Below are 24073 nucleotides of genomic sequence, written 5' to 3' on the forward strand. Positions count from 1 at the left end.
CCACGGTCGTGTTCAGGCGGTTCAGGCGCGGTACGCGGTCCAGAAGTCGTTCATCCGGGTCACCTGGCCCGAGGTGAACTGGTACATGCAGGAGTCGTACGTGTAGTCCATGAAGTTGTGGATCGGGTCCACGCCGGCCTTGTTGGCGCAGGAGTCACGGCCGGTCGGGCACTCGTACGCGGGGCTCTTCTCGGCCGGGGTGTCGGCGACCGAGTCGCCGCTGCCGCTGCAGCCGCCCTGGAAGGTGTGGTAGAGGCCCATCCAGTGGCCGACCTCGTGGGTGGCGGTGTCGCCCTCGTTGTAGTTGGCCGCGGAGCCGCCCGGGAGGGAGGCGTCGAGGATGACGACACCGTCCATGGAGGGGCTGGAGGCGTACGAGGACGGGAAGGTCGCCCAGCCGAGGAGGCCGCCGCCGAGGTTCGCGGTGTAGACGTTCAGCGCGCCCGCGCCGCCCTTGCGGAGGGTCTGCTTCATCTGCTTCTCGGCGGTGGAGCCGGAGGACAGGTTGTACCAGGTGGCGTTGTCCGTGTAGTCGGTGCCGGCCAGGGTGAACTGGAAGTTGGTGTTCACGTTGCCGGTGCCCTGGCCGCCGTAGGCGGCGTTGAGGACCGCCATCTGGTTGTTGATCGAGGTGGCGGAGAGCTTGCCCGTGGTGCCCGAGTGGACGACGTGGAAGTAGACGGGGATGTTCACCGCGGCGGCGATCCCGGCCGTGCCGGCGGTGGCGCCGAGGCGGCCGGCGGAACGGGCCTCGGAGAGCTTCTTCTTGAAGTCCTCGTCCATGGACTTGGCCTTGGCGGCCGAGACCTCGTTCGGCTCGGCGGCGTGGCTGTCGGCGCCGCGCGCCTTCCGGGCGCCGGAGAGGGCGCCGGCGTCGTCCGCGCACTTCTCGGCGGAGGCGCCCGCCAGGGCGGTGCCGCCTACGGCCACGGGGGCGGAGAGGGGGGCCAGGGCCAGGGTTCCGGCCATGACGGCGGTGCCGAGCATACGACGTGACATACGGGGGGATATACGGACAAGAGCACGCACGGTGACTCCTCGCGGGGGGTGGTGGGGAGGAACTTCCTCCGCCACGCCGGGGAGATTACGCGTCCATGTCAGATGCTGTTGAGCAGTGATCAGGCCCAATCATTCGTGGGGCATTTCGGGGCATCGGGAAGAAAAACTGGTGTGGCTTCCGGAGTTTGAGACGCCGACGTAACAGTCGGGGTGACGGAGGCGGGTGGTGTGTCCGGATTCGATCTCCGTAACCCGCCACCCGCCGTAGCCATGTGATCTCCCGTTAACAGAAGGGATCATGGCTGAAAAGCATCGCTGCCGGACCGTCAGGGGAACCTCAGCGAACCGGCTGGTACACCCGCTCGACACGCTGCGTTCCGCTCAGCGTCCGGTAGGAGCGCGCCCAGGCGGTGGACGCGGCCGGGTCCGCCTTGTCGGAGACCGTGTAGTAGTCCATCTGCGAGCGTTCGGCGGTCACGTCGAGCACGCCGTAGCCGTGGTGGTCCATGTCCACCCACTTCACATGCCGGTTGGCGGCCTTCACGGCGCCCGCGGCCACCACCGAGAGCGTCCCCGGCGCCACGTGCAGCAGGTCGTCCAGGTTGTCCGAGGTCACCGAGGTGACCACGAACTCGGTCGCGGCGGAGGCCGACAGCGGATACGTCGCCGCCTTCACCGGAACGTCGTTGGCCCACGCCATGTGGATGTCACCGGTGAGGAAGACCGTGTTCCTGATGGCCCGCGAGGTCAGGTGCGCGAGCAGCTCCCTGCGGTCGTCGGTGTAGCCGTCCCACTGGTCGACGTTGACCGCGAGCCCCTCCTTCGGCAGGCCCATCAGCTCGGCGAGCGGCTCCAGGAGCGAGGCGGGCAGCGCGCCGAACGCGACCGGCGAGATCATCACCGAGGTGCCGACCAGCTGCCAGGTCGCGTCCGAACCGGCCAGCCCGGACTTCAGCCAGTCCAGCTGGGCGCGGCCGGTGATGCTCCGCTCCGGGTCGTCGACCGTTCCGCTGCCCACCTTCGCCGGGGCGGAGCGGAAGGACCGCAGGTCGAGCAGGTGCAGATCGGCCAGCTTGCCGAAGCGCAGCCGCCGGAAGACCGTGCCCTCGGTGGAGGCGCGGACCGGCATCCACTCGAAGTAGGCCTGCTTGGCGGCGGCCACCCGGGCCGCCCAGTCGCCCTCGGCGCCGGGGGTGTGGTTCTCGGCGCCGCCCGCCCAGGCGTCGTTGGCGAACTCGTGGTCGTCCCAGATGGCGACGAACGGGTGGGCGTGGTGCAGTGCCTGGAGGTCGGGGTCCGTCTTGTACGCGCCGTGCCGGGTGCGGTAGTCGGCGAGCGAGACGATCTCGTGGCGCGGCTCGTGCTGCCGGACGGTGTACTTCGCCTCCGGGTAGACGCCGGAGCCGTACTCGTAGAGGTAGTCGCCGAGGTGGAGGACCGCGTCCAGGTCGGCGCGGGCGGCGAGATGGCGGTACGCGGAGAAGTGGCCGGCCTCCCAGTTCGCGCAGGAGACCACGCCGAAGCGGATGCCGGGCGCGGCGGAGTCGGCGGCCGGAGCGGTGCGGGTCCGGGCGGCCGGGGAGACGGCGGAGCCGGCGGTGAAGCGGAACCAGTAGGCGGTGGCCGGGCGCAGGCCCCGTACGTCCGCCTTCACGGTGTGGTCGGAGGCGGCGCTCGCCGTGGTCGTACCGGAGGCCACGGGCCGGGTGAAGGCGCGGTCCTCGGCGAGCTCCCAGCCGACCTGGACGTCCGGGCCGAGGCCGGAGCCGGGCACGGCCTCGGGAGTGGGGGTGACGCGCGTCCAGAGCAGGACGCCGTCGGGCAGCGGGTCGCCCGAGGCGACGCCGTGGAGGAACGCGGGCTCGCCTGAAGCCGCTTGCGCGACGGCGGCCGTGCCGAGCAGGGTGGGCGCGACGGCGGCGGTGACGGCGGCGGCCTTGACGACCGTGCGCCGCGTGGGGGCGGGTGATATGAAACGACTGGTCACGGCCAGTCAGATTACTGGCGAGTACGCCCAAAGGGCAGGCGATATCCGGAAGTTCGCCGGGCCGTCGCCCGCAGGCCACACCCCGGCGGCGGACGCGATTCCTCGGGGGTCGCTAGCCTGACCCGGGATCAGGAACGGCCTTCCGTGGAGCAGTGGCCAGAGGGAGGCCGCTCGCACCGTCGCAGGGGGAGCAGGATGTCGCAGCCGCACGAGCCCTGGTACAGGCACAACCCGCCGTCCTGGCCCGCGCCGGACAATCCCTACGCCCCCGAGGGCTACGGCCCGCCGCCGCCACGCCCGCGCCGCCGCCGCCGGTGGCCGGTGGCCGCCGCGGCCCTCGCCCTCCTCCTGCTCGCCGGCGCCGGCGTGTACGTCCTCGGCGAGCGCTCCGGACCGGACCGCGCGATATCGGACGGCGCCGGATCGAAGAGTCCCGCCCCGGCGACCACCGCGCCGCCTGAGGCGACCGCCCGGCCCACCCCGACGCCCGCCCGCATCCCCACCACCGAGGAGATCGCGCAGCGGCGCAAGCCCGGTGAGGCGAGCGCCTGGATCGTCGACGACCGAACCGACCTGCCCCGCCGGAACATCCCGACCGAGGACCTCTGGATCGTCGGAGACACCGTCGTGCAGGCCATCTACAAGAAGGTCGTCGCCCACCGGCTCGGCGACGGCGCCGAGCTGTGGAGCGTCACCCTCCCGACGCCCGTCTGCGAGACCCCGGTCAACCCGACCCCCGACGGCAAGGTCGTCATCGTCCTCCAGAACGTCGAGGCCTGGACCGGCGCCCGGTGCAACCAGCTCCGGATGATCGACCTGCGCACCGGCAAGGAGGGCTGGCACAAGCAGCTGGCCGAGACCGGCGCGGGGGACGACACGATCATCGTGGACAGTGCGATCAGCGGCGGCACCGTCGCGATCGTCCAGAGCATGAAGGCCGCCGCGTACCGGGTCGCCGACGGGCGGAAGCTGTACGACATCCCCCTGGAGAACCCCGGGAAGTGCTACCCCGGCCGGGTGGCGGGCGGCAGCCGGCTCCTGGTGCTCGCCGACTGCGCGATCAGTGCGCTGGAGAGGGCGTACGACCAGGTCCGGGAGATCGATCCGGCCACGGGCAAGGTCCGGTGGCGCTACCGGACGGAGCCGGGCCGGAGGATCGGCCAGGTGCTTTCCGTCGCCCCGGCCGTGATCACCACCGTGCACCGGAAGACCCACGCCGCCGACTGGCGGGTCGTCGCCCTCGGACCCGACGGCCGGGTCCGCAGGACCATCGACCCCCGGCCGCAGGGCTTCAAGCACTGCGGCGACACCGTGGACACCTCCGCCGACGCCCAGGCGTGCCGGCAGGCCGTCGTCGGCGGGGGCCTCGTGCTCCTCGGCGGCGACGACCGCGTCGGCGCCTACGACCTCGGCACCGGGAAACTGGTCTGGGGCGTGAAGGCGGAGGGGACCGCGTACGGCTACTTCCCCCTGCGCGTGGGACCGGGCAGGACCGGGCTCGTCTACCGGCTCGGCACGTACAGCGAAGGCGGGCGCGTCTTCCGGGTCGGTCCGGGGAGCGTGAACGCGATGAAGGACGTGCTCCGGCTTCCCGCGTCCACCGCGAGGGTCGAGTTCGGGATGGGCGTCGTCGGGGAGAACGCCTACGTGGGCGACCGGCTGGTGCTCGCGCCCGCGGGTCTGAGCGGCGACGACATCCAGCACCAGCCCCGCATGCTCTCCTTCGCTCCCTGATCCGTCGGGGGCGGGTCGGGGAACGAAGGAGGCGCGATGCCGGTCAGGCCTTCAGCGCGGCGGCGATGGCCGTCTCGAACTCGGCCGCCGTCAGCGGCGGGTTCTCGCTGCCCGCCACCGTCACCGGCTTGCCGTCCATCTTCAGGGTCGGCGTGCCCGTCACTCCGCTGTCGTCGAAGGCCTTCGACATCTTCATCGCCCAGGCGTCGAAGGTGCCCTCCTCGACGTTCTTCTTGAACTCGGCGTTGCCCTTCAGCGCCGGCACCGAGTCCGCCACCTTCAGGAGGTAGGAGTCCTTGGCGAACTTGTCGTCGTTCTCCTCGGGGTGGAAGTCCGTCGAGTAGAGCGCCGACTTGTACGTCAGGAAGGCCTCGGGGCTCACGTTCAGGGCCGCGCCCAGCGCCGACAGGGCGTTCTTCGAGCCCTCGCCCGCGGTGGCGTTGTCGATGAAGGTGGCACCCACGTACTTGATCTTGTACTTGCCGGCCGCGACGTCCTTCTCGACCGTCGCGCCCACGCCCTGCTCGAAGGTCGCGCAGACCGGGCAGCGCGAGTCCTCGTACAGCTCCAGGGTCTTCTTCGCGGACTCCTTGCCGATGACGACCGTCGTGCCGTTCGTGCCCGTGGTGTTCTTCGGCGCGGACACCGTCTTCGCGTCCGCCGCCGCCTCCCAGGCGGAGGGCTTGTTGGACTGGACGACCGCGTAGCCGATGCCGCCTGCGGCGGCCAGGACGGCCACCGCCGAGACGCCGACGACCAGCTGCCGGCGGGCCCGGTCCTTCTTGGCCTGCCGCTCGCGCTCGACGCGCAGCCGCTCGCGGGCGGCGGCCTTGTTGTTCTGGCTGTTGCGTGCGCTCATGATCGTGATCTCCGTGAAGGGTGAGGAAGGAAGGGGACTGCGTGCCGGGAAGCGGGCGTGCGCTCAGACGAGAGCGACGCCGGGGCACGGCGGTCCCCGCCGTCCCACGGAGTGGGTCAGGAGGCGGGTGCGGGAGGGCCGGGGCCGTCCCGCGGGCCGTCCGGACCGGCGGGGCGCCGGACCGGCGGTACGGAAGAGGGCCGCGACGAGCAGCAGCGGCCGGAACGCGAAGGCCGCGACCGCGCCGAGCAGCCGGGCGAGCGCCCGCTCCCCGCCGCGCAGCCAGACCGCCGCCGAGAGGCCGACGGCCAGATGGGCCGCGAGCAGCAGCCACGGCAGGGCCGGGTCGGGGGAGTCGAGCAGGGCGGCGGCGCCGCCCTCGGGGGCCGCCACGCCGGGCAGCGGGGTGCCGACGGCGCCGCCGCAGAACACCTCCACGCCCACCGCGCGCAGCGAACCGGCGACCGGGCCGCCGGCGGGGCCGTAACAGACCGCCTGGCCGCTGGTGAACAGCGTGTCGGCGGCCAGTTCCAGCGGGACCAGCAGCCCGGCGATCGGGCCGAAGCCGCGCTCGCGGCCGGCCAGCGCGTACGCCGCGGCGAAGACGCCGACAGCGACCGGGACGACCGTCCCGAGCGGCAGCGGCACGCGGGAGAGCAGCACGTGGGACGCCACGGACAGCGTCACGACCACCGCCGTGAAGAACGCCGCCCGCAGCGTCCTCAGCTGCGTCCCTGCCATGTCCATCGTCGTGGAGTCTCCCATGCGGGGCCGTAAGACGTCCTTAAAGGCAGCCTGTGAACAGCCCCTCCGGCCCCTACAGCCCCGGGATCCGGCCGTTGCGGAAGAGGTCCACGAAGATCTGGTGGTCGGCCCGGGCCCGCGCCCCGTACGCGTGCGCGAAGTCCACGAGCAGCTCCGCGAAGCCCTCCTCGTCGGCGGCGATGGCCGCGTCGATGGCCCGCTCCGTCGAGAACGGCACCAGCGAGTGGCCGCTGGAGTCGTCCGCCGCCGCGTGCATCGTGGCCGTCGCCCGGCCCAGGTCGGCGACGGTGGCCGCGATGTCCTCGGGGTCGTCGATGTCCGACCAGTCCAGGTCCACGGCGTACGGCGAGACCTCCGCGACCAGCTGCCCGGCGCCGTCCAGCTCCGTCCAGCCCAGCCAGGGGTCCGCGTGCGCCTGGAGCGCCCGCTGCGAGATCACCGTGCGGTGGCCCTCGTGCTGGAAGTACCCGCGCACCGCCGCGTCCGTCACATGGCGGGAGACGGCCGGGGTCTGCGCCTGCTTGAGGTAGATCACGACGTCGTTCTCCAGGGCGTCGCTGTTGCCCTCCAGGAGGATGTTGTACGAGGGGAGGCCGGCCGAGCCGATGCCGATGCCGCGCCGCCCGACGACGTCCTTGACCCGGTAGGAGTCGGGGCGGGTCAGGCTGGACTCGGGGAGGGTCTCCAGATAGCCGTCGAAGGCCGCGAGGACCTTGTAGCGCGTGGCCGCGTCCAGCTCGATCGCGCCGCCGCCCGCCGAGAAGCGGCGCTCGAAGTCGCGGATCTCCGTCATGGAGTCGAGCAGCCCGAAGCGGGTCATGGCGCGGGCGTCGCGCAGCGCGTCGAGGAGCGCGCCCTCGGCCGTGTCCAGGGTGAAGGGCGGCAGCTCGTCGTTCTTGGCGCCGGTCGCGAGGGCGTGGATCCGCTCCCGGTAGGAGGCGGCGTAGATCCGGACGAGGTGGGTGATCTGCTCGTCGCTGAGGGCCTTGGTGTAGCCGATGAGCGCGAGGGAGGCGGACAGCCGCTTCAGGTCCCAGGTGAAGGGGCCCACGTACGCCTCGTCGAAGTCGTTGACGTTGAAGATCAGGCGCCCGTTGGCGTCCATGTACGTGCCGAAGTTCTCGGCGTGGAGATCGCCGTGGATCCAGACCCGGCCGGTGCGCTCGTCCAGGTAGGGGCCGCCGTGGGCCTCCCGCTCCAGGTCCGCGTAGAACAGGCAGGCGGTGCCCCGGTAGAAGGCGAAGGCGGAGCCGGCCATCTTGCGGAACTTGACGCGGAAGGCCGCGGGGTCGGCGGCGAGGAGCTCGCCGAAGGCGGTGTCGAAGACGGTGAGGATGTGCTCACCGCGCTCGGCTGCGGTGGGCTGCGGGACCGACATCGAGGGTGCCTCCTGGTGCAAGACTGCTCATGACAAATGGGACAGGTGTTCCCGGTCTCCCAACGCTCGACCGTACCGGCGAGTGCCCGCGCCCTGTCAGTCGGCCGACGTAGACTTCCACGCTGTCCCCCCAGAAATTCAGCCGGAGGCCTCCCCCGTGACCAAGCCGCCCTTCACGCACCTCCACGTCCACACCCAGTACTCGCTGCTGGACGGTGCCGCGCGGCTGAAGGACATGTTCAACGCGTGCAACGAGATGGGCATGACGCACATCGCCATGTCCGACCACGGCAACCTCCACGGGGCCTATGACTTCTTCCACAGCGCGAAGAAGGCCGGTGTGACGCCGATCATCGGCATCGAGGCGTACGTCGCCCCGGAGTCCCGGCGCAACAAGCGGAAGATCCAGTGGGGCCAGCCGCACCAGAAGCGGGACGACGTCTCCGGTTCCGGCGGTTACACCCACAAGACGATCTGGGCGGCCAATTCCACCGGACTGCACAACCTCTTCAAGCTCTCCTCCGACGCGTACGCCGAGGGCTGGCTCCAGAAGTGGCCCCGGATGGACAAGGAGACCATCTCCAAGTGGTCCGAGGGGCTCATCGCCTCCACCGGCTGCCCCTCCGGCGAGCTGCAGACCCGGCTCCGCCTCGGCCAGTTCGACGAGGCCCTGAAGGCCGCCTCCGAGTACCAGGACATCTTCGGCAAGGACCGGTACTTCCTGGAGCTGATGGACCACGGCATCGAGATCGAGCGCCGGGTCCGCGACGGACTCCTGGAGATCGGCAAGAAGCTCGGCATCCCGCCGCTGGTCACCAACGACTCGCACTACACGTACGCGCACGAGTCGACCGCGCACGACGCCCTGCTCTGCATCCAGACCGGCAAGAACCTCTCCGACCCGGACCGCTTCCGCTTCGACGGCACCGGCTACTACCTCAAGTCCACGGACGAGATGTACGCCATCGACTCGTCGGACGCCTGGCAGGAGGGCTGCCGCAACACCCTCCTGGTCGCGGAGCAGATCAACACCGACGGCATGTTCGTCGAGAAGAACCTCATGCCGAAGTTCGACATCCCGGAGGGGTACACCGACACCACCTGGTTCCGCGAGGAGACCATGCGGGGCATGCACCGCCGCTTCCCCGGGGGCATCCCCGAGGACCGCATGAAGCAGGTCGAGTACGAGATGGACACGATCATCTCGATGGGCTTCCCCGGCTACTTCCTCGTCGTCGCCGACTTCATCATGTGGGCGAAGAAGCAGGGCATCGCCGTGGGCCCCGGCCGAGGCTCCGCGGCCGGCTCGATCGTCGCGTACGCCATGGGCATCACCGACCTCGACCCGATCCCGCACGGACTGATCTTCGAGCGCTTCCTCAACCCCGAGCGCATCTCGATGCCCGATGTCGACATCGACTTCGACGAACGCCGGCGCGTCGAGGTGATCCGGTACGTGACGGAGAAGTACGGCTCGGACAAGGTCGCCATGATCGGCACCTACGGCAAGATCAAGGCCAAGAACGCCATCAAGGACTCCGCGCGCGTCCTCGGCTACCCGTACGCCATGGGCGACCGGCTCACCAAGGCCATGCCCGCCGACGTCCTCGGCAAGGGCATCGACCTCAACGGCATCACCGACCCCTCGCACCCCCGCTACGGCGAGGCCGGCGAGATCCGCGCGATGTACGAGAACGAGCCGGACGTCAAGAAGGTCATCGACACCGCCCGCGGCGTCGAGGGCCTGGTACGGCAGATGGGCGTGCACGCGGCCGGCGTGATCATGTCCAGCGAGCCCATCGTCGACCACGCCCCGATCTGGGTGCGGCACACGGACGGCGTGACCATCACGCAGTGGGACTACCCCCAGTGCGAGTCGCTCGGCCTGATCAAGATGGACTTCCTGGGCCTCAGGAACCTCACGATCATGGACGACGCCGTCAAGATGGTGAAGGCCAACAAGGGCATCGAGCTCGACCTCCTCGCCCTGCCGCTGGACGACCCCAAGACGTACGAACTGCTCTGCCGCGGTGACACGCTCGGCGTCTTCCAGTTCGACGGCGGCCCCATGCGCTCGCTGCTGCGGCTGATGAAGCCCGACAACTTCGAAGACATCTCCGCCGTCTCGGCCCTGTACCGGCCGGGCCCGATGGGCATGAACTCGCACACGAACTACGCCCTGCGCAAGAACAAGCAGCAGGAGATCACCCCGATCCACCCCGAGCTGGAGAAGCCGCTCGAAGAGGTGCTCGCGGTCACCTACGGCCTGATCGTGTACCAGGAGCAGGTGCAGAAGGCCGCCCAGATCATCGCCGGGTACTCGCTCGGCGAGGCCGACATCCTGCGCCGCGTGATGGGCAAGAAGAAGCCCGACGAGCTGGCGAAGAACTTCGTCATCTTCCAGGAGGGCGCGAAGAAGAACGGCTACAGCGACCAGGCCATCCAGGCGCTCTGGGACGTCCTGGTCCCCTTCGCCGGCTACGCCTTCAACAAGGCGCACTCCGCCGCGTACGGCCTGGTCTCCTACTGGACCGCCTACCTCAAGGCGAACTACCCCGCCGAGTACATGGCCGGTCTGCTCACCTCGGTGAAGGACGACAAGGACAAGTCCGCGGTCTACCTCAACGAGTGCCGCCGCATGGGCATCAAGGTGCTCCCGCCGAACGTGAACGAGTCCGAGTCGAACTTCGCCGCCCAGGGCGACGACGTGATCCTCTTCGGTCTCTCCGCCGTGCGGAACGTCGGCACCAACGTCGTCGAGTCGATCATCAAGTCGCGCAAGGCGAAGGGGAAGTACAGCACCTTCCCGGACTTCCTCGACAAGGTCGAGGCCGTCGTCTGCAACAAGCGGACCATCGAGTCGCTGATCAAGGCCGGTGCCTTCGACGAGATGGGCCACACCCGCAAGGGCATGGTCGCCCACCACGAACCCATGATCGACAATGTGGTCGCGGTCAAGCGCAAGGAGGCCGAGGGACAGTTCGACCTCTTCGGCGGGATGGGCGACGAGGCGACCGACGAGCCCGGCTTCGGGCTCGACGTCGAGTTCTCCGATGTCGAGTGGGAGAAGTCCTACCTGCTCGCCCAGGAGCGCGAGATGCTCGGCCTGTACGTCTCCGACCACCCGCTCTTCGGCATCGAGCACGTCCTCTCCGACAAGACGGACGCGGCGATCTCCCAGCTCACCGGCGGCGAGCACTCCGACGGCGCGGTCGTCACCATCGGCGGCATCATCTCCGGCCTCCAGCGCAAGATGACCAAACAGGGCAACGCCTGGGCCATCGCCACCGTCGAGGACCTGGCCGGTTCCATCGAGTGCATGTTCTTCCCGGCCACCTACCAGCTGGTCTCCACCCAGCTCGTCGAGGACACCGTCGTCTTCGTCAAGGGACGGCTCGACAAGCGCGAGGACATCCCCCGTCTGGTCGCCATGGAGCTGATGGTCCCCGACCTGTCGAACGCCGGGACCAACGCGCCCGTCATCCTCACCATCCCCACCGTGAAGGTCACCCCGCCGATGGTCACCCGGCTCGGCGAGATCCTGGGCCACCACAAGGGCAACACCGAGGTGCGGATCAAGCTCCAGGGCCCCCGGAAGACCACCGTGCTCCGGCTCGACCGGCACCGGGTGCAGGCCGACCCGGCCCTCTTCGGCGACCTGAAGGTGCTGCTCGGCCCGTCCTGCCTGGCGGGCTGACCAGCAGTTCTCCCGCACGCGCAAGGGGCGCGCCCGTCGTCACGGGCGCGCCCCTTTGCCGTACTCGGGATCCGTCAGTTGTGGCCGAAGCGCTTCTGACGGCCCTTGCGCGCCATGTCACCCGGTGTGACCTGGCTGGCGCGCTGTTCGGCCTGGGACTCCATCGCCGACTGCTGCGCCTGCTGGGCGCCGCGCTCGGCAGGCGACTGCTGCTTCTGACTGCGGTTCTGATTGCGGTTCTTGGCCATGGGGATGCCTCCTCAAAGGGACCTAGGGGCCAGGGCCGCTGTCAGACTCACATACGGTATGAACCGGCGCATGTTGGATCATTACGGAGCGTAAGGGCCTTCTGGAGGTGACATCCGCCACGCCGATGATCCAGTTCCGGCCGTCGAGCCCCCGCCCTTCGGGCAGACTCGAAGGAAATCCGAAGCAACTTCCGATCCCGAGGTTCCCGAAAGAGGGTGGAACACGTGGACCGCTGCGTCGTCCTGGTGGACGCCGGCTACCTGCTGGGTGCCGCCGCCAGTCTTCTCGCCGGGGAACCGGCCCGCTCACGGATCACCGTCGACCACGCCGGGCTCATCCAGCAGCTGCGCCAGCGCGCCGAGGCCGAGACGGCGCTGCCCCTGCTGCGGATCTACTGGTTCGACGGCGCGCCCGACCGGGTGCCCCAGCCCGAACACCGCAGACTGCGGGTGATGCCCCGGGTCACCGTGCGGCTCGGCGCCCTGACGAGGAGCGACGGACGCTGGGCCCAGAAGGGCGTCGACGCGGCCATGCACACCGAGCTGACGGAGCTGGCCCGCAACCGGGCCTGCTCCGACATCGTGCTGGTCACCGGCGACGGCGACCTGCTGCCCGGTCTCATGTCGGCCAAGGAGCACGGCGTCGCCGTCCACCTCTGGGCCGTCCAGGCCGCCGACGGCGACTACAACCAGTCCGAGGACCTGGTCGCCGAGGCCGACGAGCGGCGGGTCCTCGACCGGGCCTGGATCACCCGCGCGGTCCGCGCCAAGGACCTCAGCGGCCTCTGCGCGCCCGCGCCCGCCCCGCGCCCCGAGATCGCCGCCATCCTCTCGGCGCCCCTGCCGGAAGCCGCCCTCGCGGCCTCCGCCGAACGCGCCGCCGAGGCGGCCGCCGCCTCCGCCGCGGAGGCCGCCGCCAACGGCAGCCGCGTCCACGGCAACGGTCACGTCCACCCCAACGGTCACCTCCGCGCCGACGGCCACGTCCACGGCGGCCCCCACGTCCACAACGGCGGCGGCCCCGGCCACGACGACGGTCACGACCGGAGCGACGAGCACGCCCACGGCGAGGGCGAGCCCGCCCCGGCCCCCGGCAAGGGCGTCCCCACCCCCAAGGACCTCGCGGGCCTGCGCGGCCCCGGGAGCTCCGGGAGCGCCCCCGGCGGCGCCCCCCTGCCGCAGGGCGCGAGCGCGCTCCGCTGGTCCTCCGACCGCGGCTGGGTCGAGCGTCCGGCCGCCCCCCTCGGCGAACCGGCCGAGACCGCCTCCCTGCCCACCCTCGCCGCGCTCACGAGCGCCGAGCAGCGCTGGGCGGACCGCGAGGAGGACATCACCACCGTCGGCGGCGACCCGTTCGAGGTCGGACAGGTGTTCGCCCGCCGGTGGATGGAGCGGCTCCCCGAACAGACCCACGTCCAGAAACTCTCCACCCTCTACCCCCGCATCCCGCACCGCATCGACGGTGAACTCCTCCGCTACGCGGCACGGTTCGGCCTCCTCGCCCACAAGGACGACCAGATCGACGAACACGACCGCTACGCCATCCGGGCAGGATTCTGGCGCGAGATCGACGTCCGGGCCGCCGCCGAACACGCCCCCGCGCCCGGAGCGGGCCCGGCGACCCCGTAGGCTCTTCCCCCGTGAGTACGGTGTGCGTGGTGCGGGATCTGGTCAAGACGTACCCCGCCACGCGCGGCAGGCGCGGTGCGCCCGCGACACCCGAGGTGCGGGCCACCGACGGGATCGACCTCGACGTGCGCGGCGGCGAGATCTTCGGCCTGCTCGGACCCAACGGAGCCGGCAAGTCCACCCTCGTCCGCCAGCTCACCGGCCTCATGCGCCCCGACTCCGGCACCGTCCGCCTCCTCGGCCACGACCTCGTCCGGCACCCCGAACGGGCCGCCCGGCTCCTCGCCCACCTCGGCCAGGAGTCCACCGCCCTCGACGAGCTGACCGTCTCCCTCGCCGCCGAGACCACCGGACGGCTGCGCGGCCTCACCGCCCCCGACGCCCGCGCCGAGCGCGACGCCGTCCTGGACGAGCTCGGCCTCGGCCCGCTCGCCTCCCGGCCCCTCAAGAAGCTGTCCGGCGGACAGCGCCGGCTCGCCTGCTTCGCCGCCGCGCTCGTCGGCCGCCGCTCCGTCCTCGTCCTCGACGAGCCCACCACCGGCATGGACCCCGTCGCCCGCCGCGCCGTCTGGGCGGCCGTCGACCGGCGCCGCGCCGAGCACGGCGCCACCGTGCTCCTCGTCACCCACAACGTCATCGAGGCCGAGACCGTCCTCGACCGCGTCGCCGTCCTCGACAGGGGCCGGGTCATCGCCTGCGACACCCCCGCCGGACTCAAGGAACGCGTCGCCGGCGAGGTCCGCGTCGAGCTGGTCTGGCGCGAGGCCGCCCCGCTCCACCTCCCCGAGGTCGCCGCCCTGCGCGGACAGGCCCAGGAGACCGGTCGCCGCTGGAACCTCCGCCTCGCCCCCGACGCGGCCCGTGCCGCCGTCGCCACCGTCACCGGCGGAGCCGCCTTCGCCGCGCTCGACGACTTCACCCTGGCCACCCCCAGCCTGGAGGACGTGTACCTCGCCCTGGGCGGCGCGACCGAGGGGCTGGTGAAAGCGTGACCCGCCACCACCGGCCCGAGACCGTCAGGAGCTGTACGCAGTGAGCACCGTGTCCGCCGAGGCCCTGCCGACCGGCGCGCCCACCGTCCCGGCCCGCGCCGACGAGGACGCCGCCGCGCCCCTCGCCCCGCGCGCCCGGCTGCTGCCGGCCCTGGCCGCCGTCTACCGGGCGCAGCTCTCCCGCGCCCGGGTCGCCCGCATCCCGCTGCTCTTCGTCGCCACCTTCCAGTCCGTCGGGATCATGGTCCTGATGCGCGGGGTCGTCGACGGCGGCTCCGAGGCGCGGGCCGTCGTGGCCGGTTCCACCGTCCTCGTCGTCGCCTTCGTCGCGCTCAACCTGCTCGCCCAGTACTTCGGGCAGCTGCGGGCCACCGGCGGCCTCGACCACTACGCCACGCTGCCCGTGCCGCCCGCCGCCGTCGTGCTCGGCGCGGCGGGGGCGTACGCCTCCTTCACCGTGCCCGGCACCGCCGTCACCGCCGTCATCGGCTCCGTGCTCTTCGGGCTGCCGCTCGGCAACCTCTGGATCCTCGCCGCCGTCGTCCCGCTCGCCGGAGCGGCGCTCGCCGGCCTCGGCGCGGCCCTCGGCCTCCTCGCGCCCCGCCCGGAACTCGCCACCCTCCTCGGCCAGCTCGGCATGTCGGCCGCGCTGCTCCTCGGCGTGCTCCCGGCCGAGCGGCTGCCCGGGCCCATCGGCTGGGCCCGGGACCTGCTGCCGTCGACGTACGGCGTGGAGGCCCTGGCCCGCACCTTCGCCCCCCACCCCGACTGGGCCGCCGTCGCCCTCGACCTCGGCGTGTGCGCGGCGGTCGGCGTGGTCTCCCTGGCGGTCGCCACCGGGGCGTACCGGCGGGCCGCCGTCCGCTGAGGCGGGCCACAGGGACACCTGGCACGATGGCGGGGTGACCGCACCCCTGACTCCGCCTCACCAGCCGACACCGCACGATCCCGACCGGCTCCCCCCGCCCCCGCACGGCACGGGCGGCGACCCGATCACGGCGGCCGAGGTCCTGCAGGGTGTCCTGGTGACCGTCGTCTCGGCCCTCGCGGGCGCGCTGCTGGGCGTGCTGTGGCTGAACCTGGCCCCCCGCGTCCTGCTCGTCTCGGACGGCAGGGGCGTCTACCTCAGCAACTCCGAGGGCGAGGCGGCCATCGGCGCGGACGGCACGTTCGTCCTCCTCGCCCTGGCCTTCGGAGCGGTCGCCGCGCTCGTCGTCTTCCTGCTGCGCCGCAAGGGCGGCGTACCGCTGGTGCTCGGGCTCGCGCTCGGCGGCGTCCTCGGCTCGCTGCTCGCCTGGGGCCTCGGTACGTACTTCGGGCCGACCGACGACGTCGTCGCCCACGCCAAGGCGGTCGGGCCGAACATCGCCTTCGAGGCGCCGCTCGAACTGAACCTGGCGGTCGCCGCCATGCTGGCCTGGCCGCTCGCCGCGATGATCGTGCACCTGGCGCTCACGGCCGCCTTCGGCCCGCGCGACCCGGAGCCGGACCCGTGGGACCAGCCGAAGGCGTACACCCGGGGCCCGGGCCCCGGCTGACGGACACGGCCCGCCCGGCGCCCGCGCCGGACCGGGTCAGACGCGGCCGATCGGCGCCACGACCGCCGCGGTGAGGGCGGCCAGGTCGGCGGGGGAGAGCTCCACCTCGAGTCCCCGCCGCCCGGCCGAGACGCAGATGGACGCGTGGTCCGACGCCGAGGCGTCCAGGACCGTACGGAGCCGCTTGCGCTGCCCGAGCGGGGAGATGCCGCCCCGGACGTACCCCGTGGTGCGCTCCGCCGCCGCCGGGTCGGCCATCGCCGCCCGCTTGCCGCCGACCGCCGAGGCCAGCGCCTTCAGGTCCAGCTGGCCCGCGACCGGGACCACCGCGACGGTCAGCTCGCCGTCGACGTCCGCGACCAGCGTCTTGAACACGCGGTCGGGGGAGACGCCCAGCGCCTCCGCGGCCTCCTCGCCGTACGAGGGGGAGGCCGGGTCGTGCTCGTACGCGTGCAGGGTGAACGCGGTGCCGGCCGCCGTCAGGGCCACCGTCGCCGGGGTGCCGCCGCTGTTCTTCTTCTGCTTCTTCGCCACGCGCGCTCTTCCTCGGGATCCCGGAGGACCGGCTCGGTCCCCCCGCTCAGTTCGGGTACGTCGGGGCCTGCGTCAGGTCCACCACCGGCAGCGACGGCAGATGCCGGAGCACCGCCGTCTCCGCGCGCAGCAGCGTCAGCTCCTCGCGGAGCCGGGTCGCCGTGTCCGGGGCCTGGAGCAGCCGCTGCTTCGACGGGATGTCCAGCACGGCCGCGGCCGCGACCAGGTACGACACCACCGAGGGGTCGTCCGGCAGCTCGCTCGTCGTCAGCGAACGCTCCCGGGCCCCCGCCAGCCGCTTCTGATAGCTGCGGAAGGCCCGCAGCACCCCCTCGGCGAGGGTGCCGGCCTCCTCGCCCTGCTCCTCCGGGATCTCCTCGACCTCGCCGACCAGGAACGGCCCGCTCGCGTCGACCGACAGCAGCTTCACCCGGGTCGTGCCGGTGGCCATCACCTCGAAGCTGCCGTCCGCGCGCTCCCGGATCGACGCCGCGTCGGCGATGCAGCCGACCCGGTGGAAGGCCTGGGCGGGGTCCGAGCCGAAGCCCGCGGCCGGGCCCTTCTCCGGCAGCGCCGTCTGGTCCGGCATGCCCGGGGCGGTCGGCGCGACCTCCCGGCCGTCGCGGATGGCGACCACGGCGAAGCGGCGCGGCTCCGAGTCGTCGATCGTGAGCAGCTCGCGCATCATGGCGCGATAACGCTCCTCGAAGACGTTCAGCGGCAGCACGAGGCCGGGGAACAGCACCGTGTTGAGCGGGAACAGAGGCAGGCGAGCGGTGGTCACAGCGGTCAAGACTAATGGCCGCCGGGCCCTCCCCGTCCTGCCCGTCCGCCTCCGGTGCCCCGGAACGGTCCGAGCCGGGCCGGTTCGCCCCCGACCCGCTCCCGCGCGGCGAGGAAGCTCCGCAGCGGATCCTCCCCTCCGGCCTCCCGCCCGGCGCCCCAGGGGAACGAGGTCGCGTGGGCGCCGATCCTCCCGAACTCCTCCCGAGCCTCGTCCCGGCGCGCCCGCTGGATCAGCACGTACGCCAGCAGATTGCGGACCTCGGCCGGCCACGGGTCACCCGCCGGGTAGGCCGCCGACAGCGCCAGCGCGCGGTCCGCCGCCCGGTCGACCCGCGCCTCCGGCACCGCCGGGTCACGCAGCGGCGGCACCCGGAGCCGGTCGTAGGCCGCGCGGACCGGCAGCGCCCGTACGAGCGACCGGGGGGCGGCGTCGTCCGCCGCCTGCTCGGCGAAGTCGAAGGCCGCGCGGTGCGAGCCGTACCACTGCGCGGAGAGGTACTTCAGGGCCGCGACATGGCTGCCGTAGTGGTGCGGGGAGCGGCGCACGGCCTGCTCCCAGAGCGACTCGAAGACCCCGTGCCCGGCGTGCGCCCCGCGCGCGTGGTCCAGGGCGAGGCGCCACGGCACCGGGTCCTGCGGCGCGTTCTCGGCGACGGCGTGGACCAGCGGGCCGAGCTCGCGCAGCCGCTCGGCCCGCGCGGGGGAGTCCCAGGCCCTGCGCACGGCGAGCTGCGCCGTGACGAGCAGGGCGTCGGGGTCGCCGGGTGCGACCGACAGCCAGTGGGTCAGCCAGTCGCCCCTGCTGTACGCGAAGGTGGCCAGCCGGGTGACGTACCGGTCGCGGTCCTCCCACTCACCGGCGTCCCGGGTGGTGGCGAGCAGTTTCGCGGCGGGCTCCGGGTCGGCGAGCGCGGCGGCGACCAGGGCGGGCGCGAGGCGCTCGTCCGGGGCGTCGAGGAGCACGTCGTCGTCCGGCACGAACCCGGCGGCGGGGCCGCGGGTGTACCGGGCCGGGCGGACGGCACCGATCAGGGCACGGAGCAAGGACATGGTGCGACATATTCTCTCCCGGCCCCGCCCGGTACGGCAGCACTTCTCACCCCTGTGGCACACGTCCCACACACCGTCGGCACCCGTCGGCACGCCGTCCACACCGGCCCGGCACCAGGGCCGCCGTCGGCCCGCCGCCGAACCGGCTCACCCCCTGCTCAGCAGGCGTGTCGCGCCCGCCGCGACCGTCGTCGCCAGGATCCAGCCGAGCATGATCAGCACCGCCGCCGCCCACTGCCAGACGCCCTCCAGCCGCCAGTAGCCGTCCTGCCCGAGGTTGATCACCGGCAGCAGCAGGTCCAGGGCGTACAGCGTGCCGTTCCACTCCGGCGCCTCGTCCGCCTTCAGCGGTATCGGCCGGTAGTGGGAGAAGGCCACCGTGCCCGCCGCCCACAGGACCGCCATCCACAGCGCCGCCCGACCCGGCCGGTAGCCGTAGGCCACGGTCCAGTCCTGGAGGTACCCCCACAGCTTCCCCGCCAGCGGCAGGGTCTCCCGTCTGCGCCGCTGCTTGGCGAGCAGCACCTCGCGGGCGTCGGCGTCCTCGCCGCTGTTGCGCAGCACCGTCGCGAGCCGCTCGTACGGCTCGGGGGCGTACTCCGGGGTCGCCGCGGCCACCCATTCGAGCCGCCGGGCCAGCGGGAAGTGGCCGTACGGCACGAGGTTCTCGTAGGCGAAGCCGCCCATCGCGAGCCCGCCGGGGCCCGGCCAGCTCGTCGACAGGTCGATCAGGGTGACGACCTTGGCGCCGTTGAGCACGACCCGGCCCTCCTCGGGACGCTCGCCGTTGAACCGGAGCTCCGGGGTGACGATCCGGCGCAGCGACACCTCCTCCCGGCGCGCCCCGCTCAGCAGGAAGCGGGCGTGGTGGAGGTCCACCGCGTCACCGAAGCGGCCGTCGTCGAGCCGCACCCCGCCGTGGCACTCCACCGGCTTGCGCCGGGCGCCGTGCTCGGGGCTCACCCCGTACGGCGGGGTGGCCGTCGAGCCGCCGCTCGGATACCCGGAGCCGCCCGGGGACCCGGAGTCCCCCGGGTCCTCGTAGACCCACGCCGCGTTCAGATAGAGCGAGCGCTCCACCGTCAGCTGCGGCGCGTTGAGCGCGCGGCGGCCCTGCGCGCCGCGCAGCACGCTGCCCCGCAGGCTGAGCGACACGCCGACCTTCGCCCCGCGCAGGCTCAGCTCCCCGTACGTCTCGATCAGCTCGGCCTGGAGGTCCTGGGCGACCACCATCCCGTCCGCCGTGATGGCCCGGCCGCGCCGGTCCGGCCACACCTGGATCTGGTTGACGAGCAGATCCGTGCCGATCTGGGCGTCGGTGAGCCGGATGCCGTGCCGCACCCGGCAGCGCGGCAGGTGCAGGTCGCCCTCCGTGTGCAGCCGGGCCGCCTCCAGACGCGGCAGCGCGCACCCGACCATCCGAAGCGTGCCGAAGCGGGCCTCGGGCAGCACCACCTCGCCGTCGAACCGGCAGCCGTTCAGCTCGACGTACGGCCCTATCGTCCCGCCCGCCAGATTCAGCACGCCGGTGATCCGGACGCCGCGCAGCTTCAGCGCGGCGACCCGCCCGGAGCGGGCCGGCGGCCCGGCGAGCAACAGCAGCGCCACCACGTCCGCGCGGACGGTCCGCGCCTCTCCCCACTCCCGTCCCCCGAAGGGGTCGTCCCGCTCCGCGATCCCCTCCGTCAGATCGCACGTCCTGCCGATGCGGAAGGCCCGCCACATGGCCCGTTCCGGGCCCGTGAGACCGTCCGGCATCCCGTCCTCGTGCGGCTCGGTCACTGCCGCCCCCTCGCTTTCCACGATCCGTTCCCACGATTCCGTGCCTCCGGACGCCCGGTTCCGCACGGCCTCGTCGATTCGCACAGCCGTTCTTCCCGCTGAGTGACGGGCTGAACGCTAACGGTCAGGAGTGGCGACAAGACGCCAGTGGGGTGCGTATCAGTCAGTGATTGGCATGTATCAGCTGTTGATACGGGCGACCGGCGTTGTAGGCCGTCTGCGAGAATTGACCCGTGATCTCTCGAATCGATCTGCGCGACGAGACCCTCCCCGAGGGTTCCGCCCTGCGTGACCTGCTGCCCCGTGCCGAGTTCGACGTGGAAGCCGCCCTGGAGAAGGTGCGGCCGATCTGCGAGGACGTCAGGCATCATGGCGCGGCCGCGGTGATCGAGTACGGCGAGAAATTCGACGGCGTCCGCGTCCCGAGCCTGCGCGTCCCCGCCGAGGCGATCCGGCGCGCCCTCGACGAGCTCGACCCGGCCGTCCGCGCCGCCCTGGAGGAGTCCATCCGGCGCGCCCGGCTCGTCCACCGCGAGCAGCGCCGCACCACCCACACCACCCAGGTCGTCCCCGGCGGCACGGTCACCGAGAAGTGGATCCCGGTCGAGCGCGTCGGGCTGTACGTGCCGGGCGGCCGCGCCGTCTACCCGTCCTCCGTCGTGATGAACGTCGTCCCGGCCCAGGAGGCCGGTGTCGAGGGCCTGGCCGTCGCCTCGCCCCCGCAGAAGGACTTCGGAGGACTCCCGCACCCGACGATCCTCGCCGCCTGCGCCCTGCTCGGCGTCGACGAGGTGTACGCCGCCGGCGGCGCCCAGGCCATCGCCATGTTCGCGTACGGCACGAAGGACGGCGAGGGCGCCGACGCCGAGCCCGGCTGCGCCCCCGTCAACCTCGTCACCGGCCCCGGCAACATCTACGTGGCCGCCGCCAAGCGCCTCCTCAAGGGCCGCATCGGCATCGACGCCGAGGCCGGCCCCACGGAGATCGCGATCCTCGCGGACTCCACCGCCGACCCCGTGCACGTCGCCGCCGACCTCATCAGCCAGGCCGAGCACGACCCGATGGCCGCCTCCGTCCTCGTCACCGACTCGGACGAACTGGCCGCCGCCACCGAGGCCGAGCTGAAGACCCAGGTCGCCGCCTCCAAGCACGTCGACGACCGGATCGTCCCGGCCCTCACCGGCCGCCAGTCCGCGATCGTCCTCGTCCGCGACCTCGCCGACGGCCTCAAGGTCGTCGACGCCTACGGCGCCGAGCACCTGGAGATCCAGACCGCGGACGCCGCCGCCGTCGCCGACCGCGTCCGCAACGCCGGCGCGATCTTCGTCGGCCCCTGGGCGCCCGTCTCGCTCGGCGACTACTGCGCCGGCTCCAACCACGTCCTGCCCACCGGCGGCTGCGCCTGCCACTCCTCGGGCCTCTCCGTGCAGTCCTTCCTGCGCGGCGTGCACATCGTGGACTACACGCGCGACGCCCTCGCCGACGTCGCCCACCACGTCGTGACCCTCGCGGAGGCCGAGGACCTGCCCGCGCACGGCGCGGCGGTCAAGGCCCGTTTCGGCTGGAAGGTGCCGTAGGCAAGTGAGCGAGATCAGGATCGACGACCTGCCCGTCCGGGACGAGCTGCGCGGCAAGTCCCCCTACGGCGCGCCCCAGCTCGACGTCCCCGTCCAGCTGAACACCAACGAGAACCCCTACCCGCTGCCCGAGCCCCTGGTGGCCCGGATCGCGGAGCGGGTCGCCGAGGCCGCCCGCCACCTCAACCGCTACCCCGACCGCGACGCGGTCGAGCTGCGCACCGAGCTGGCCGCGTACCTCACCCGCACCGCGAAGCACCCGGTCGCCGCCGAGAACATCTGGGCGGCCAACGGCTCCAACGAGGTCCTCCAGCAGCTGCTGCAGACCTTCGGCGGCCCCGGCCGCACCGCGATCGGCTTCGAGCCCTCGTACTCGATGCACTCCCTGATCGCCCGCGGCACCGGCACCGGCTGGATCTCCGGCCCGCGCAACGAGGACTTCACCATCGACCTCGCGGCGGCCGAGCGGGCCGTCGCCGAGCACCGCCCGGACGTCGTCTTCGTCACCAGCCCCAACAACCCCACCGGCACCGCCGTCGCCGCGGACACCGTCATCGCCCTGTACGAGGCGGCCCAGGCGGCCAAGCCCTCGATGGTGGTCGTCGACGAGGCCTACGTGGAGTTCAGCCACCGGGACTCGCTGCTGCCCCTCATCGAGGGCCGCCCGAACCTGGTGGTCTCCCGGACCATGTCCAAGGCCTTCGGCGCCGCCGGACTGCGCCTCGGCTACCTCGCCGCCCACCCGGCCGTGGTCGAGGCCGTCCAGCTGGTCCGGCTGCCGTACCACCTCTCCGCCGTCACCCAGGCGACCGCGCTCGCCGCCCTGGAGCACACCGACACCCTCCTCGGGTACGTCGAGCAGCTCAAGGCCGAGCGCGACCGGCTCGTCACCGAGCTGCGCGGGATCGGCTACGAGGTCACCGAGTCGGACGCCAACTTCGTGCAGTTCGGGAAGTTCCCGGACACCCACGCGGTCTGGCAGCGGATCCTCGACCGGGGCGTCCTGGTCCGGGACAACGGCGTACCGGGATGGCTGCGGGTCACCGCGGGCACCCCCGAAGAGAACGACGCGTTCCTCGACGCGGTTCGTGAATTGATGAAGGAGCAGGAGCGATGAGCCGCGTAGGCCGCGTTGAGCGCACCACCAAGGAGACCTCCGTCGTCGTCGAGATCGACCTCGACGGCACCGGAAAGGTCGATGTGTCGACCGGGGTCGGGTTCTACGACCACATGCTCGACCAGCTCGGCCGGCACGGTCTGTTCGACCTCACCGTCAAGACCGACGGCGACCTGCACATCGACTCGCACCACACCATCGAGGACACCGCCCTCGCCCTCGGTGCCGCCTTCAAGCAGGCCCTCGGCGACAAGGTCGGCATCTACCGCTTCGGCAACTGCACGGTGCCCCTGGACGAGTCGCTCGCCCAGGTCACCGTCGACCTGTCCGGCCGCCCCTACCTCGTGCACACCGAGCCCGAGACCATGGCGCCGATGATCGGTTCGTACGACACGACGATGACCCGGCACATCCTGGAGTCCTTCGTCGCGCAGGCCCAGATCGCGCTGCACGTCCACGTCCCGTACGGGCGCAACGCCCACCACATCGTGGAGTGCCAGTTCAAGGCCCTCGCCCGCGCGCTCCGCTACGCCTCCGAGCGCGACCCGCGCGCCGCCGGAATCCTCCCCTCCACGAAGGGCGCGCTCTAACCGTGACCGGCCTCTCCTCCATCCTGATCGTCGTCGGCCTCTTCCTGCTGGGCGGCGTCTACTCCTTCGTCAAGCAGAAGCTGCCCAAGGGCCTCATCGTGCTCGTCTCCCTCGGCGCCGCGATGTGCCTCTCCGCCGGCGTGCTGCGGCTGAGCGTGTGGTCATGAGCGCGGCCGCCCCCAAGAAGGTCGTCGTCTTCGACTACGGCTTCGGCAACGTGCGCTCCGCCGAGCGGGCCCTCGCCCGGGTCGGCGCCGACGTGGAGATCACCCGCGACTACGACACGGCGATGAACGCCGACGGACTGCTCGTCCCCGGCGTCGGCGCCTTCTCCGCGTGCATGCAGGGCCTCAAGGAGGCCCGCGGCGAATGGATCATCGGCCGCCGCCTCGCCGGCGGCCGGCCCGTGATGGGCATCTGCGTCGGCATGCAGATCCTCTTCGCCCACGGCATCGAGCACGGCGTGGAGACCGAGGGCCTCGACGAGTGGCCCGGCACGGTCGAGCCGCTGAACGCCCCCGTCGTCCCCCACATGGGCTGGAACACCGTCGACGCGCCCGCGGACACCCAGCTGTTCGCCGGCCTCGACGCCGACACCCGGTACTACTTCGTGCACTCCTACGCGGTGCGCGAGTGGACCCTGGAGGTCGGCAACGTCAACATCCGCGCCCCCAAGGTCACCTGGGCCTCCCACGGCGAGCCCTTCGTCGCGGCCGTCGAGAACGGCGCCCTGTGGGCGACCCAGTTCCACCCCGAGAAGTCCGGCGACGCCGGAGCCCAGCTCCTCACCAACTGGATCGGAACCCTGTGA

21 protein-coding genes are annotated in these 24073 nt (G+C 72.1%); 11 read left to right on the forward strand and 10 right to left on the reverse strand.

Annotated features, from left to right (window positions below):
- Positions 1-21: 21 nt before the first annotated feature.
- Together ASD33_RS17390 and ASD33_RS17395 are read right to left on the reverse strand one after the other, a co-directional pair.
- Positions 22-999, reverse strand: coding sequence for a zinc metalloprotease (locus ASD33_RS17390; protein ID WP_242427018.1), 978 nt, complete (start codon positions 997-999; stop codon positions 22-24).
- A gap of 337 nt (positions 1000-1336) precedes the next feature.
- Positions 1337-2986: an alkaline phosphatase D family protein gene (locus ASD33_RS17395; protein WP_056560643.1), complete on the reverse strand. Its 1650-nt coding sequence runs from the start codon at positions 2984-2986 to the stop codon at positions 1337-1339.
- Between the two features lie 195 nt (positions 2987-3181).
- Here ASD33_RS17395 and ASD33_RS17400 point away from each other — a divergent pair, with 195 nt between their 5' ends.
- Entirely contained in the window at positions 3182-4720 is a 1539-nt protein-coding gene (locus ASD33_RS17400; RefSeq protein WP_056560647.1) for a PQQ-binding-like beta-propeller repeat protein, read from the forward strand.
- A 43-nt stretch (positions 4721-4763) separates the two neighbouring features.
- Here the strand turns inward: ASD33_RS17400 and ASD33_RS17405 are convergent, their stop codons facing one another.
- The 3 genes from ASD33_RS17405 to ASD33_RS17415 form a co-directional block, all read right to left on the reverse strand.
- Positions 4764-5579 carry a thioredoxin domain-containing protein gene (locus tag ASD33_RS17405; RefSeq protein WP_056560650.1) on the reverse strand — a complete coding sequence of 272 codons (816 nt, stop codon included), beginning with the start codon at positions 5577-5579 and terminating at the stop codon, positions 4764-4766.
- Positions 5580-5642: 63 nt separating this feature from the next.
- Positions 5643-6326 carry a hypothetical protein gene (locus ASD33_RS17410; RefSeq protein ID WP_056561558.1) on the reverse strand — a complete coding sequence of 228 codons (684 nt, stop codon included), beginning with the start codon at positions 6324-6326 and terminating at the stop codon, positions 5643-5645.
- A gap of 70 nt (positions 6327-6396) precedes the next feature.
- A complete protein-coding gene (locus ASD33_RS17415; protein WP_056560652.1) occupies positions 6397-7722 on the reverse strand; it encodes a DUF2252 domain-containing protein in 1326 nt (441 codons plus the stop codon).
- Positions 7723-7879: 157 nt separating this feature from the next.
- Between ASD33_RS17415 and dnaE the strand changes: the two genes are divergently transcribed.
- Entirely contained in the window at positions 7880-11419 is a 3540-nt protein-coding gene (gene dnaE, locus ASD33_RS17420; RefSeq protein WP_056560655.1) for a DNA polymerase III subunit alpha, read from the forward strand.
- Between the two features lie 74 nt (positions 11420-11493).
- Here the strand turns inward: dnaE and ASD33_RS35790 are convergent, their stop codons facing one another.
- Complete coding sequence (locus tag ASD33_RS35790) at positions 11494-11667, reverse strand: hypothetical protein (RefSeq protein ID WP_191094710.1); 174 nt, start codon at positions 11665-11667, stop codon at positions 11494-11496.
- Between the two features lie 216 nt (positions 11668-11883).
- On the opposite strand from ASD33_RS35790, the gene ASD33_RS17425 reads away from it, so the two are divergent.
- From ASD33_RS17425 to ASD33_RS17440, 4 genes are all read left to right on the forward strand, one after another.
- The gene (locus ASD33_RS17425) at positions 11884-13296 is read left to right on the forward strand and encodes an NYN domain-containing protein (RefSeq protein WP_056560658.1); all 1413 of its coding nucleotides are present in this window, start codon (positions 11884-11886) and stop codon (positions 13294-13296) included.
- Between the two features lie 11 nt (positions 13297-13307).
- Positions 13308-14288, forward strand: a complete 981-nt coding sequence (locus tag ASD33_RS17430) for an ABC transporter ATP-binding protein (RefSeq protein WP_199863533.1) — start codon at positions 13308-13310, stop codon at positions 14286-14288.
- A gap of 64 nt (positions 14289-14352) precedes the next feature.
- Positions 14353-15156 (forward strand): ABC transporter permease, encoded by an 804-nt coding sequence (locus ASD33_RS17435; protein ID WP_056561560.1) that lies wholly within the window; start codon positions 14353-14355, stop codon positions 15154-15156.
- A 34-nt stretch (positions 15157-15190) separates the two neighbouring features.
- Positions 15191-15826, forward strand: coding sequence for a hypothetical protein (locus tag ASD33_RS17440; protein ID WP_056560663.1), 636 nt, complete (start codon positions 15191-15193; stop codon positions 15824-15826).
- Between the two features lie 36 nt (positions 15827-15862).
- Here the strand turns inward: ASD33_RS17440 and ybaK are convergent, their stop codons facing one another.
- From ybaK to ASD33_RS17460, 4 genes are all read right to left on the reverse strand, one after another.
- The gene (ybaK, locus tag ASD33_RS17445; protein ID WP_056560666.1) at positions 15863-16360 is read right to left on the reverse strand and encodes a Cys-tRNA(Pro) deacylase; all 498 of its coding nucleotides are present in this window, start codon (positions 16358-16360) and stop codon (positions 15863-15865) included.
- Between the two features lie 46 nt (positions 16361-16406).
- Complete coding sequence (locus ASD33_RS17450; RefSeq protein WP_056560669.1) at positions 16407-17144, reverse strand: LON peptidase substrate-binding domain-containing protein; 738 nt, start codon at positions 17142-17144, stop codon at positions 16407-16409.
- A gap of 11 nt (positions 17145-17155) precedes the next feature.
- Positions 17156-18196, reverse strand: coding sequence for a hypothetical protein (locus tag ASD33_RS17455; RefSeq protein WP_056560672.1), 1041 nt, complete (start codon positions 18194-18196; stop codon positions 17156-17158).
- A gap of 147 nt (positions 18197-18343) precedes the next feature.
- Complete coding sequence (locus ASD33_RS17460; protein ID WP_056561562.1) at positions 18344-19978, reverse strand: hypothetical protein; 1635 nt, start codon at positions 19976-19978, stop codon at positions 18344-18346.
- A 233-nt stretch (positions 19979-20211) separates the two neighbouring features.
- On the opposite strand from ASD33_RS17460, the gene hisD reads away from it, so the two are divergent.
- From hisD to hisH, 5 genes are read left to right on the forward strand one after another with little or no spacing between them, the layout of a single operon-like run.
- Complete coding sequence (gene hisD / locus ASD33_RS17465; protein WP_056560675.1) at positions 20212-21555, forward strand: histidinol dehydrogenase; 1344 nt, start codon at positions 20212-20214, stop codon at positions 21553-21555.
- Positions 21556-21559: 4 nt separating this feature from the next.
- Entirely contained in the window at positions 21560-22672 is a 1113-nt protein-coding gene (locus tag ASD33_RS17470) for a histidinol-phosphate transaminase (protein WP_056560678.1), read from the forward strand.
- Positions 22669-23262 (forward strand): imidazoleglycerol-phosphate dehydratase HisB, encoded by a 594-nt coding sequence (gene hisB, locus ASD33_RS17475; protein ID WP_056560681.1) that lies wholly within the window; start codon positions 22669-22671, stop codon positions 23260-23262. The genes ASD33_RS17470 and hisB overlap by 4 nt, the downstream gene beginning before the upstream one ends.
- 2 nt (positions 23263-23264) lie before the next feature.
- Entirely contained in the window at positions 23265-23429 is a 165-nt protein-coding gene (locus ASD33_RS35795; RefSeq protein ID WP_056560684.1) for a hypothetical protein, read from the forward strand.
- The gene (gene hisH, locus ASD33_RS17485) at positions 23426-24073 is read left to right on the forward strand and encodes an imidazole glycerol phosphate synthase subunit HisH (RefSeq protein WP_056560687.1); all 648 of its coding nucleotides are present in this window, start codon (positions 23426-23428) and stop codon (positions 24071-24073) included. Before ASD33_RS35795 ends, hisH begins: the two co-directional genes overlap by 4 nt.

Origin of the sequence: Streptomyces sp. Root1304, assembly GCF_001426405.1 — a bacterium.
GTDB lineage: Bacteria > Actinomycetota > Actinomycetes > Streptomycetales > Streptomycetaceae > Streptomyces.